The 12372-nt window shown below is 41.4% G+C and carries 9 protein-coding genes; 3 read left to right on the forward strand and 6 right to left on the reverse strand.

Annotated features, from left to right (window positions below; genetic code table 11):
* Positions 1–26: 26 nt before the first annotated feature.
* From KUL10_RS05990 to KUL10_RS06010, 5 genes are read right to left on the reverse strand one after another with little or no spacing between them, the layout of a single operon-like run.
* Positions 27–1403 (reverse strand): Na+/H+ antiporter NhaC family protein, encoded by a 1377-nt coding sequence (locus KUL10_RS05990; RefSeq protein WP_110427977.1) that lies wholly within the window; start codon positions 1401–1403, stop codon positions 27–29.
* Between the two features lie 32 nt (positions 1404–1435).
* A complete protein-coding gene (pbp4b, locus tag KUL10_RS05995) occupies positions 1436–3910 on the reverse strand; it encodes a penicillin binding protein PBP4B (protein ID WP_110427978.1) in 2475 nt (824 codons plus the stop codon).
* Entirely contained in the window at positions 3903–5249 is a 1347-nt protein-coding gene (locus tag KUL10_RS06000) for a M14 family zinc carboxypeptidase (protein ID WP_110427979.1), read from the reverse strand. The genes pbp4b and KUL10_RS06000 overlap by 8 nt, the downstream gene beginning before the upstream one ends.
* Positions 5249–6214, reverse strand: a complete 966-nt coding sequence (murQ, locus tag KUL10_RS06005; protein WP_110427980.1) for an N-acetylmuramic acid 6-phosphate etherase — start codon at positions 6212–6214, stop codon at positions 5249–5251. Before murQ ends, KUL10_RS06000 begins: the two co-directional genes overlap by 1 nt.
* Positions 6211–7788: a sodium:solute symporter gene (locus tag KUL10_RS06010; protein ID WP_110427981.1), complete on the reverse strand. Its 1578-nt coding sequence runs from the start codon at positions 7786–7788 to the stop codon at positions 6211–6213. The genes murQ and KUL10_RS06010 overlap by 4 nt, the downstream gene beginning before the upstream one ends.
* Positions 7789–7959: 171 nt before the next feature.
* Here KUL10_RS06010 and alr point away from each other — a divergent pair, with 171 nt between their 5' ends.
* From alr to KUL10_RS06025, 3 genes are read left to right on the forward strand one after another with little or no spacing between them, the layout of a single operon-like run.
* Positions 7960–9054 (forward strand): alanine racemase, encoded by a 1095-nt coding sequence (alr, locus tag KUL10_RS06015; protein WP_110427982.1) that lies wholly within the window; start codon positions 7960–7962, stop codon positions 9052–9054.
* The gene (locus KUL10_RS06020) at positions 9047–9982 is read left to right on the forward strand and encodes a BadF/BadG/BcrA/BcrD ATPase family protein (RefSeq protein ID WP_158525330.1); all 936 of its coding nucleotides are present in this window, start codon (positions 9047–9049) and stop codon (positions 9980–9982) included. The genes alr and KUL10_RS06020 overlap by 8 nt, the downstream gene beginning before the upstream one ends.
* Positions 9969–11261, forward strand: a complete 1293-nt coding sequence (locus KUL10_RS06025) for a mechanosensitive ion channel family protein (protein ID WP_110427984.1) — start codon at positions 9969–9971, stop codon at positions 11259–11261. The genes KUL10_RS06020 and KUL10_RS06025 overlap by 14 nt, the downstream gene beginning before the upstream one ends.
* Here the strand turns inward: KUL10_RS06025 and KUL10_RS06030 are convergent.
* The gene (locus tag KUL10_RS06030; RefSeq protein ID WP_110427985.1) at positions 11258–12364 is read right to left on the reverse strand and encodes a mandelate racemase/muconate lactonizing enzyme family protein; all 1107 of its coding nucleotides are present in this window, start codon (positions 12362–12364) and stop codon (positions 11258–11260) included. The genes KUL10_RS06025 and KUL10_RS06030 overlap by 4 nt on opposite strands.
* Positions 12365–12372 lie beyond the last annotated feature (8 nt).

The following is a 12372-nucleotide window of genomic DNA, read 5'->3' on the forward strand; positions in this document are numbered from 1 at the left end:
AATTTACAAAGCGTGCATAAAAGCACCTACAATAACAAACCGATAAAGATATAGCTTACTACCGTTACGCTACCGACAAACAAAGCATACGGTAATTGTGTTTTTACATGCGTTAGCAGATCACAACCTGCTGCCAATGATGAAACTGCGGTTGTGTCCGAAATAGGTGAACAGTGGTCGCCAAAAATACCGCCTCCCAATATTGCAGCTAATACCAAAGAAGGTGGCAAACCTAAACTACTCACCAGTGGCATACCAATCGGTATCAAGATCGCAAACGTTCCCCATGAAGTTCCCGTGGTAAAAGAAATAATTGCGCCAGCAATAAAGAGCATGGGGATAATTAAGAATGTAGGTAAGTACTCGCCAACTATAGAGCTTACAAATAAGCCTGTACCCAATACTTTTAGACTTGCACCTAAGGCAATCGAAAGCATGACGATAGTGACCAGAGGCAGCAGTTCTGACATCCCTTTAAAGCCTATTTTAACACTTTGCTGGTGATCAAAACGTTTGTGCCACAATAACTGAAAATATCCAATGATGATTGCTAAAAACGTCGCATATAAAACGGATCGGCTTCCGCTGCCTTTGGTGATATCCCCACCGCCTGTCCACAGCATAAAACCTAACATGCCAATGATCATTACCGCTAAGGGCAAAAGCATAAATCTGGATTTTGTGGGACTGGCCGCATTTAGCTCGGTATCAATTGATTCTAATGCTGATTCTGCTGCTCGCATAGGCCCATGGACCTTATCGCTAAAAATTGTGTAAGCAACCACTAACACAGTTAACCAAGCATAAATATTGTAGGGCAGGGTCCCCCAAAGTATTTCAAACGCACTTTGTTCAGTTTGGTAATTAGATACTAACGCAAGGATATAGGCCCCCCAACCATTTAATAGAATAAGGATACAAATCGGTGCGCACGTAGAGTCAATAACGTAGGCGAGCCTAGCACGGCTCATTTTATATTTATCGAAAAGCCCGCGCGCAAGAATACCAGAAGACAATATACTTAAATTAGACTCGATAAAGACTATGATACCCGTAAACATAGTAATACCGCCTACTTTGCGTTTACTACGTGCTATTCCGGAGTTAATAAGCTTATTAACAGTTGCAGTTACTCCGCCAGAATCACGCATGAAAGCCAACAATGCGCCGACCAATAAGCTGAAAATCAGAATACGAGCATTCCCTGCTTCACCTACTGTGCTAATTAATCTGTCGACTGTATTCACAGGGGCGAGGAATACAGATGCTGTCGTAGCCCCTTGATTGAGTATTAACAGTAACTCTGAACTAAAAACGGCTAACAGCAGTGCCAAAATAACTTCTTTTTTCCATAGCACAACAGCAATCGCAATAAGGGGAGGTAGTATACTTAGCCAATCCATCATATTTCCTTGAGGTTCTTATCTTTGTTTGCTCAGTGCAAGATCGCTTCGTAAATCAATGAAGCTATACTGCCATACTTACCCAATTCATAATGATCGCCAGCAAAGTCGACACGGGTATCGTTTATGGTTATTGGTGAATGTTTTTTATTTGTGAGCATAACAATGACCAAATCATGTTGAGGATCAATTATCAGAAGGGTACCAGTCCAACCGCTATGCCCTATTGCTTGGCTACTTGCATACGGACCAAACATCCATCTGTTTTGTTCGGTGGCTTTTTTCCACCCAAGCGCATATTCTTCACTAGCATTTTTTGATGTAAGGAATTCGCGGTATATATCTTCATCAAATAATCGCGTATTTCCGTAACCACCTTTGTTTAATATTAATTGAGCGATAACACTTAAGTCGTCCAGGTTAGAGAAGAGACCAGCATGACCCGAAACGCCTTGCATAGAATAAAATGCTTTTTCGTCATGAACTTCTCCATGAATAACATCGGTTCTAATGTTTATAAAATTGACTAGACCACCGCGTGTATTCCCAGCGAGCTCAGTCGCTGCTATATTTTCTAATGCAACACCCTTTTCTAAAGGGTTAAACAAGGTGTTTTTTAAACCTAAACTAGCCATGATTGTTTTTTCTATATATTTGTCGAGCGTTTGTCCTGTCACGCGCTCTATCAACATTCCAAGAATCATAAAGTTAATATCGCTATACGAGCTATATTGATCGATTAGATTGTTTACGCTTGGAGATAATCGTTGCGTGATCAAAAAATGAGTATGAATCCTATTTTGCGAAAACAGTCCATTATTGACGGTTTCATTGTTATCAAAAAATTTAACGTCACTTGGAAAACCAGTATTGTGTCGAAGTAGATCCTTCACTTTTATCATCTCGCGCAGATCGCCGCTAAATTCAGGTAAGTAATCGATTACTTGCGCGTTTACATCTATTATTCCTTGGTATGCTAGATGCATTATTGCTAAGGTGGTGCCAACTGTTTTGGTATTTGAAGCTAAATCAAACAAACTAGATGGCTTCATCGCTAAGGGTTGAGTTAACTCGTTGCCCTTAGCATCAAACTTTTTTGCGTGCCCCCATGCTTCTTTTTTGATGACCTTGCCTTTGTGAGCAACCAGCAATGCCAATCCGGGGAAGCCATTTTCTATTTCATTTTCTATCAGTTCATCAAGTCGGGCAAAATCCCCTTTTGTTTTGCTGTCAATCTCGTATGCTAAAGATGGATAGGGTATGTTGATCATTAGTCGAGCGTCAGGTGGATTAATATTATCAATAAAAAGCGTATTGACGCCGTCTTGGGTTCTTTTGCCAAGAGAGTATTGATATTGAACGTTTTCACTAAATAACTTGTCGAGCGTTAGTTTTTGTCCATTTACATAAAAATCCGCGCTGGTGGGTTGCGTACTTAAAATATTAATCTCACCACGTCCCTCATAAGCTTTAAAACGCACTTTGTTTTCTACTGCCGACCTTGAAGACTCATACTGTAATGGAAAGGTGCCATTAATTTGTCCTTTGGGCTCAGCGACTTTCGCCGAAGAGGGAGAGACAGAGCGCATTTCATCAATATTATCGCGTTCATATTGGTCTAATATCGCTTTGGCTTTATTTGGAAAATATTTTTCCAACAAGGCCATGATTGCAGCAGATGTTCTCGGGTTATTTACCCCGGTTACATGCCATGGCAAGAAGTGCATTTGAAACGCTTCAATAGTGTCATACGTAATTTGATTAAATTCGCCACTGGGTTTGAGGTCATAGCCATAGTCCCGAAGTGCCTGCTGAAGAAGCTTTGTCGATAGCGGGACTTGCTTAAATAAGCGCCAATACTTGGCAATTGTGGCATTGTCATACCAAGCACCGATCCCATTTTGATAAAGCTGGTACCAAGGAAACCGTGGTCCCGGATCATGTTTACGAGACGGTGCAATATCAGAATGTCCAACAACTGCAGTAGGTGATATATCTGGATTTCTACCTAAGATATCTCGACTCAATTCAATCAACAACTCAATCTGCTGAGGATCAAAATCTGGATATATACAAAAAGGTTTAACATGTTTATCACTTAATACTGGAGCATGATGCTCATCTTCAGCATGTTCAATCAGTTCATTGCATTGAGGTACATTTACAATCTCAATGCCAATTGAAGAATCGTTTAATCCGTTTCTTCCCTGCCAATGACTGACACCCGCGTGCCAAGCGCGCTCATTTTCGTTTACCAATTGAATTACTTTTAGGGTTTTGTGTGGATAACTAGGATCGTTTCTTTGTGGAATGAGATAGTGAGCACTCAATCCACCTTCCTCAACAAGCAGGCGCTTAGAATTTGCATAATCAACGGCTGTAAAGTGCATAATCAATGACTTTATTCTATAGCTAGAGTTCGCTGAGGGTAGCTGTTCAATTTTTGTAGAGCTATTGCAACTCATCAGAAAGAAAACGCTCGTAATTATCCATAAACCTCTAGTCATGCTTAGGATCCTTTGATTTATTGAGATTAACTAGTTTCCCATTCAGCAGCGCGAAGTCAATCTTTCCCTCTTTTTCTAACAGGCCGTACGCTGGGGTATTTAAGAGTAAGGCACGGTTTGAGTGAAAAAAACGAGGGTTTATTAAAATGTCATAATCGCTATTATTGATTAATAAAAACTCGTCTCCCACAAAGTGTGAGTAGCCTTCATCAAGAAGAGAAAGGTAGCTGGCATTGTCTAAAACTAATTCTTCTCTTAATAAAAAGGGCGTTCCTGATTGATATCGATATCCGTTAGCGTTTAATTCTTCTAACCCTGCCATGACCGAAAGGTCACCAACGGATTCAATAACAAAGTCTGCTGAATGACGGCGAGTTTGAACGATGCTGACGTCGGCTTGATAGTTACTACAAAAATTTAGGTTTTTGATCAATAACGAGCAGATTTTCCTTGCTTGGTTAAATGGCAACTCCTTGTATCGCTCGATTGATGTTTCATCATTTACATCAAGCACAGGGTTATGCTCACATTGTTTGATCACTTCGATCATACACTTAGTATTCAACGCACGTGCAATTTGCCGATTTGGGTCACGTTGGTGAGCACCTGATTCAATCAAAATCGTACTAATTCCCTTTCCTGCAATTTGATCCCCAAAGCACCGTGCTGAATGGGTATCATCATATTTCGCTATTTTACCTTCAATATGAGGTTCTGCTTTCTCTATTAATTTGCCAATCAGTTGCATAGCAAATAAACGACTTTTGTTTTCAGATTTTTGAGTATCAAACGCTGGCGCAAGAAAAGCCAATGTGGAGGGCATGCCACTCTCACCACATTGGTAGTATGCGCATTGGTCATGCAGATTTAGAGCGATATTAGGCTTTAACTTGTCGACTAAAGACATTAATAATTGCCCTTCTGGCGATTGTTGCGCTAGGGCATCTCGGTTTATATCAATAGATTGCGCATTTTCCCGAGTGGAATTTGCTGCACCATCAGGATTTAACATAGGAAGAATGTGAAAAGTCACCTTAGATTCAAACCCGCTTGGAAGCAGTGGACTTTGCTCTTCAACTAAGCTCATCAAGTCTATGAGTGAAGCAGTTGCAGTTGCCTCATCACCATGCATCTGACTCCAAGCAAAAACGGAAATAGGACCATTTCCAACGGTAAATAAATGGATACTGCGTCTTTCAAAAGAGCTACCGGCAAGCTTGTGACTGATGTATTTTGCTGATTTGAAGCTATCAAGAATATCGGCGATGTCAGCGTATTTTAAGTGCCCTTGGTTCAGCTCTGGATATCGTATGTATTGCGTTAAACCAGAAAGTGACATTACATGTCCTCTTTATTCCGTGCGTGTTGCTCGTTGATTGATGATACTGAATTTTGAGCCAATCTTAAGTAACCTTGGTTTTTGGCTAACAAATCTCTAGCGCTATCTACTTCAAGTCCGGTCAATATCATCAGAATCGCAAGTTTTGCGCTATTATCTGCAAGTTGTAAATAATGACGAGCAAGTTCTGCGTCACATTGGGTCGCTTGCATGACAATACGAACTGCTCTAGCAATCAGTTTTTTGTTGCTCGCGTTTACATCGACCATGAGGTTCTCATAGGCTTTACCCATTTTAATCATCACGCTAGTACTGATCATGTTTAAAACCAACTTTTGAGCGGTGCCTGACTTCATTCGAGTAGATCCCGTTAAACACTCTGGGCCCACGTTGATGCAAATACCAATGTCAGCTACCTTAAGCAGCGGAGTTTGTGGATTACAGACAAGACAAGCTGTCGAGCACGATAATGAATTCGCATAAGTCAATGCGCCGATCACATATGGTGTTCGGCCACTTGCGGCGATGCCTAATACGAAATCATTTTGATTTAACTTGAGCTTTGATAAGTCTTCTTGTCCCGCCTTTTCATTATCTTCAGCTCCTTCGACTGCATCGGTAATTGCCTTGTTTCCTCCTGCTATTACACCGATAAACACGCCATCTGGAACACTAAACGTTGGACGACATTCGACAGCATCTAAAATACCTAACCGTCCACTTGTGCCTGCACCTATATAGATTACCCTTCCGCCATTTTTTAGTGCTTTGAGAGCGGCTTGTGCTGCAATGCTAATAGCGTTTATGTTTTGTTTGACCGCATGCGCAACGACGCTGTCTTCGTGGTTTATTTTTTCAAGAATCTGAGGGAGTTCAAGCAGATCAATATCCATTGTATTTGGATTTCTACTCTCTGAAACAATGGCATCCAATTGTGCAAGTATTGCGTTTTGTTCTTCGTTCATGAAGCGCTCTCCCAGTCTTTATTGAATACAGACTGCTTTCCGATCATACATACTGTGAAAGATAGCGATGTTCCTACAATTAGCTGATAACCAAAGCCTAAACTGAAATGAAGTGATTCGGGTAATAATGCTTGCATAACGTATGGTTGCATCATAGCGGTGCTGCCAAAGCCGACCAAAAGCGCAGCGAGTATTGAATTAGCTGAACCTCGTTGAGTAAACAATGCAGTGAAATAAACACCAAGTAGGCCACTGTAAGAAAATACCATGACACTTAATGCGAACGCGAGCAATGGCATATCAGAATGTTGTTGCCAATAATAACAAAGCGCTGCCATAAGGCTTAAGGCAATCGCAACAAGGGCCATTGATATTTGCCCTGCTCTAACCAAATAAGCTTGTGTGAAGGTTCCTCGCCGAGATGACAAGTTGCGATAAATATCTTGAACGGCAACAGAGGACATAGAGTTAAGTCCAGAATTAAGCGTCGATAGAGCAGCTGCGATTATGCCGATTGTCACTACTGCTTTTGCTCCATTAGGCAGGTCGGTGAGTACGTAGTACATGAATATGGTCACAGTTTCTCCGACAAATACAGGCGTGGGTTCTCCATTATCTGCCTGCATCATTAAATCTGGGCGTTGATAGTAAATGTAAAGAAGCATACCTATGAAGACAAATAGCAATACCACTGGGATGCCCATTAAAACTGAACTTGCCAGCGCTTTAGTAGCCTGTCGAGCATTTTTACACGTTAACATTCTTTGTGAAACGTCTTGATCCATGCCAAATGCAGCGATGTTGAGCAAAACAAAACCGGTTATAATTGACCAAAATGTAAATACACCGCTTGGTCCAAAATCAAGCGAAAAATCAAAAAAGGTAAGTTTAGATAGATCACCGTTTGATGGCGTGTTAAGTGCGTGATAAACCGTTGACAAATCGGTCGGAATACTCGTGATTAGAAAATACAAAACTAGACTTGCCGCGCCAATATAAACTGCACATTGGATAACATCAGAATAAATTACCGTTTTAATGCCGCCCACCACGGTATAAGCAAAACCAATTGAAGCAATTAACAAGATAGACGATAGTACTGAAAAAGATTCGATGTCTCCAAATAATATCATTGAGACGGCGATCGCAGCCATATACAAACGGGCTCCACTGGCAAACAACCGACCGATGAGGTAAACCGTACTTGCTTGATATTTTGCTCGCTCACCAAAGCGCTTAGCCAGCAGTTCGTAGACCGTAAATACCCTATGTTGATAAAATTTTGGTAAAAGGTATGCTGCGACAAATACGGCAGCTATTAAACCAGCTAAATTAGTCGCAATGTAGGTTAGGTTTCCGCGGTAGCCCTGATCAGGGCCGCCTAAAAAGGTTGCTGCAGACTGTGAGGTCGCGAGCACACTTATTGCGACCACCCAAAAGGGCATATTTTTAGCGCCTAAAAAGTACTCTTCGCTAGTATTACTTTTAGCATTTAAGAACCAACCGCTGCCTAAGAGCAGTAAACCATATGCTGCAAAAATTGCCCAATCTAAGGCCGAGAACTGATCAATCATATCAGCTGGATATCCTTTGTATTCTTATTGTTCTTTTTAACGTGCTTTAGCGAAGTAAGCTGCTTTGCTAGGAAGCTCATATTGAGTATAACCACAAAATAACAAATAATCAGGATGAAAATAGAGAGAGAGTGCTTTAATATTCGATGCATTAACATATGGAGCAAAACCTTGCCTAGAAAGACGCGTGCTGTAATTGATTTATGCGCACTACTACACAACTATGATGCAATGTCATCACTAGCGCCCGATAGTCAGCAAGTCGTGGTTATTAAAGCCGACGCCTATGGGAATGGGGCAGTAAAAGTTGCTCAGACACTCGCATCTCAAGTGAGCATGTTCGCTGTCGCGTTTCTAGATGAGGTTTACGAACTCAGGCAAGCTGGGATCACACAAGAAATCTTAGTACTTCAAGGTCCATACGATAAGAGTGAATGCTTACTTACAGATGAGCTCAATGTTGTTTGGATGCTACACAACCACTCACAAGTGAGTATGGTTCATCATGCGATACAAGAAGCGCATATTATAAAGTGTAATCACTGGTTGAAATTTGATACGGGGATGCATCGTTTGGGTTTGATGCCGAAAGAATTCAACGAGTATCAGCGTGATTTTCCATTGCTTTTTAACGAGCGCACTGTGATTGCTACTCATCTATCAGCTGCTGATGAGCCAGCTAAAGATAGTTGTAGTGTACAGTTAGCACGTTTTTCAACTATGCTTGCATCTACCAGCTATAAGCTTTCGATTGCCAATTCTGCGGCAAACATTCATCTTGATAAAGCAAGAAAGCATTGGAACAGGATGGGTATTTCGTTGTTTGGAAGCAGCCCGTTTGAGGGAAATGAAATCAAACCTGATTTAAAGCCTGTCATGCGACTACTTTCACAAGTTATTGCTATTCGAGAAATCGAGGTTGGGGAGTCTGTAGGCTATGGTGATACTTGGGTAGCAAAGCGCGCGACATCAATAGCAACTGTTGCGATAGGATATGCAGACGGTTACCCTAGACATGCTCCAATTGGAACGCCTGCATTGTTTAATGGTCAACGCGCTGGCTTGGTTGGAAGAGTATCAATGGATATGCTGACATTTGATGTCACAGATATAAAGGATATTACCTTGGGAATGGAAGTTGAGTTATGGGGAAAAAATCTGGCAATAAATGAAATTGCAAGCCACGTTGGCACCATTGGCTACGAGCTAATGACCCGCATTTCAAAGCGTGTTCCACGCGTCTACATTGGGGAATGTCGTGAGTGAGCTAATTGTCGCAATTGATGGTGGTGGTACCAAATGTAACGCGACTATCTACGATTTTTCAGGGCAGGCGTTAGCTTCTGCAACATCTGGGTCAGCAAATGTATTTTCAGACTTTAAACAAGCATGTCATTCAATTATTGATGCCTCAACTCAATGTATTAATCAACTCAACCTTCGTTCATCATATGATTTACGCGATCTAGTCCTAAGCGCTGGCTGCGCTGGTGCGGGCATCGAAGAGTCCACAAAAGCCTTTGCCGAGTGGCAGTCACCTTTCAGGCATAAAGTATTAACAAGCGATTTGCACATAAGTGCTTTGTCTGCAAATAACGGAGAAAACTGTTCCTTGGTTATTCTTGGAACGGGCTCTTCTTTTGCCGTGTTAAGGGAAGGTGAATGCAGGCAATATGGAGGGCATGGATTTCTCCTCGGTGATGAAGCCAGTGGTGCCCATTTAGGGAAACGTGCTTTGCAAGTTTGTCTAGCCTATTTTGATGCTACTGGCGGAAATACGCATAGTAGTAATAATGATTCTATATTGGTCAACGATACAACTGAATTTGTTCACCAAATAACACAAACACATGATGTTAAAAGCAGTGCTCAGATCGTTCAGCGATATGCAAAAGCGGCACCGGCTAGGTTTGCTGAAATAACGCCATTGATATTTGCGTTGGCAAACCAACAAAACAAGGTAGCCTTGTCCCTAATAGACGAAGCCTGCGAATATATTCTGACTATGCTGCAAAGCAAGCGGTCAGACGCAAGTGAGCCGTGCTTTGTGGTAGGAGGTTTGAGCAGCTCTTATCTTCCATATTTGCGAAGTAAGTCTGACCTACCACTTCTAACTTCGTCAAATCCTGCTGAGTATGGCGCTTACTTATATGCTTATAAAAACCTAAAGGAATCACATAATGCTTACGGTTGAACAGCTCCAGAGCCTGTTTGCTGATTGGTTTGCGAATAGTATTGAAGCAATTGTGAGTCCGGATTTTTATATTCAAATTGGCATTATTGCCAGTATCTATTTGAGTGCGTTTTTAGTTGCGAAGCGGATCAATGCAAGTATTGGTATAACGCCGCAGAGTCTATCGCCTAGTATTCATCCGTTAAAATGCTTGTTGTATCGAGTGGGTAGTATTTTATTTCCTTTTTTGGCAATAGTATTCTTGCGTTTATCGGTAGGGATTAGCAATGGTTTTGAGTATTCAGCCTATTTGTTAAATATAGCGATGGTGCTTGCGCTGCTGATGTTCTTCAACTCGCTAATTAAGGTTTTCGTTACCAATCATATAGTGGCCACCTATTTTAGGTGGGTTGGCCTCCCCATCTTATTTTTGCACCTTACCGGAAAGTTAGTCGTTGTAATCAGCGCACTAGAATCGATATCAATTAACGTAGGCAACATCGAAGTGTCGGCTTATGGTTTTGCAAGGGTGCTGGTATTTGGTTCGCTTTTATTTTGGTTGGGGAGAGCCTCCAATACCTTTGGTAAAGATATTATTCGCAAACAAGTGTCTTTGGATATCAGAACGAGAGAAGTCTTTACAAAATTATTCGAAGTAGGCTTGTTCTGTATTATTAGCTTGCTAATACTCAATGTCATGGGAATCAACTTAACTGCTCTGGCTGTATTTGGTGGTGCGGTAGGTGTAGGTTTGGGTCTTGGCCTTCAAACGATAGCTTCAAACTTCATATCCGGGATCATTATATTACTCGACCGGTCTTTAACAGTCGGCGATTACGTTGAATTAGATGACGGTCCAAAAGGGTTTGTGCGCGAATTTAGAATGCGCTATACCGTTTTGGAGACGTACGATGGTAAAGATATTGTTGTACCTAATGAACGCTTTATTTCTAACTTGTTTGTCAATTGGACGCATAAAGACCCAAAACAACGATATCGCGTTGATTTTGCGGTACCTTATTCAACCGATGTTCGTGCGATCGTTGAAGTAATAAAGGCAGCTGTCGCAGAACATCCTCAAGTACTTTCTGGAGATGAATTACCTATCGAGGATCGACCAGATTGCGAAATAGACAGCTTTGGTGATTCTGGTATCAATCTGTTCGTTGAATTCTGGATGATGGGAATTGATGATGGAAAAAATAGAGTCGGTGGCGATTTACTGTTAATCATTTTTGAAACCTTGCGAGAACAAGGTATTGAGATGCCATTTCCACAACGTGAGGTTAGAATTCTTTAGCATCGATTTGGGCTTAATGTGGGTATTTTGCTAATTCCCAAGCCCGGCGTTTTGTTAAGGTAAACCTTTGATTTTTCAAAACGTGTGCCTTGGTCGATAGGGTTGTATTGTCCAAGCGTTGGGCCGTCTAAGTCAACATATTTGAATTGAACAGGAAAGGCAGCTGCAACATGCGCTGCCGCTGCAACACCAATTGCGCCCTCGAGCATACACCCCATCATACAAGGTATGAGGCGTTGCTCACCTAACTGGCCTATTTTTATTGCTTCTGAAATTCCTGCACTCTTCACGAGTTTCACATTGATCTGATTGGCGATGCCCTTATCTAAAAGGTAAGTTGCCTGCTTTAAGTTAAAGCACGTTTCATCCACCATCAAAGGAGTCGTGATTGCTTCCTTAATGGCTAATAATCCCTTTAAATCATTGTGTTTTACTGGCTGCTCAAGGGCTTTAAAAACCATACCAGCGCTTTCCAATTGTCTCATAATGTAAAGCGTTTGCTCGGTAGTCCAACCTTGATTCGCATCAATCATCAGTTCAGTTTTTTGTCTAAGCGTGGCAACAAAATGAAATATTTTAGTGAGTCTAGATTGGTCAGCCGCAGGCTCCGTTCCGCACTTGAGCTTCATAAGTCGATAGCCTTTAGCTATCGCTTTTTCGATATCTGCAATCATATCAAATACAGGGTTAGCACTGATCGTAATTCCCGTTTGAATCTCTTCTAAGGATCCTCCTAGTGCTTTTGATAAGGGTAGGTTGAGTTGTTTTGACCATAAATCGTATAATGCAATCTCTATTGCTGATTTAGCATTATTAGCTTTTTCAGTACTTGCTTGAACGCGTTTGGTATTCTCTCTTATTTCAGTGATGTCGCACCCTTTAATTGCTGGAAAGACAAATTGTTCAATCATTTGGCTTGTTAGCTTGTGATCGCAACCTGTGATGTGAGGGGTAGAAGGCGTCGAACCAATACCAAATAAAGGGCCATCGGTTTCTAGAATAACAATCAAGTCATCTATTTCATTAACGGTCCTTATTGCAGTTTTGAACGGGGTTGTAAGTGGTACTTTGATCCTGCCTAACCTAAGCCCTGTTATTTTCATTGATGCCA

This window comes from Glaciecola sp. KUL10, from assembly GCF_003203515.1.
Taxonomy (GTDB): Bacteria; Pseudomonadota; Gammaproteobacteria; order Enterobacterales; family Alteromonadaceae; genus Glaciecola.

Coding starts and splice junctions, on each gene's coding strand:
- murQ (WP_110427980.1), bottom strand. CDS start 6,214: ATGAACGAAGAACAAAACGCAATACTTGCACAATTGGATGCCATTGTT.
- KUL10_RS06010 (WP_110427981.1), bottom strand. CDS start 7,788: ATGATTGATCAGTTCTCGGCCTTAGATTGGGCAATTTTTGCAGCATAT.
- KUL10_RS05990 (WP_110427977.1), bottom strand. CDS start 1,403: ATGGATTGGCTAAGTATACTACCTCCCCTTATTGCGATTGCTGTTGTG.
- pbp4b (WP_110427978.1), bottom strand. CDS start 3,910: ATGACTAGAGGTTTATGGATAATTACGAGCGTTTTCTTTCTGATGAGT.
- KUL10_RS06000 (WP_110427979.1), bottom strand. CDS start 5,249: ATGTCACTTTCTGGTTTAACGCAATACATACGATATCCAGAGCTGAAC.
- KUL10_RS06025 (WP_110427984.1), top strand. CDS start 9,969: ATGCTTACGGTTGAACAGCTCCAGAGCCTGTTTGCTGATTGGTTTGCG.
- KUL10_RS06030 (WP_110427985.1), bottom strand. CDS start 12,364: ATGAAAATAACAGGGCTTAGGTTAGGCAGGATCAAAGTACCACTTACA.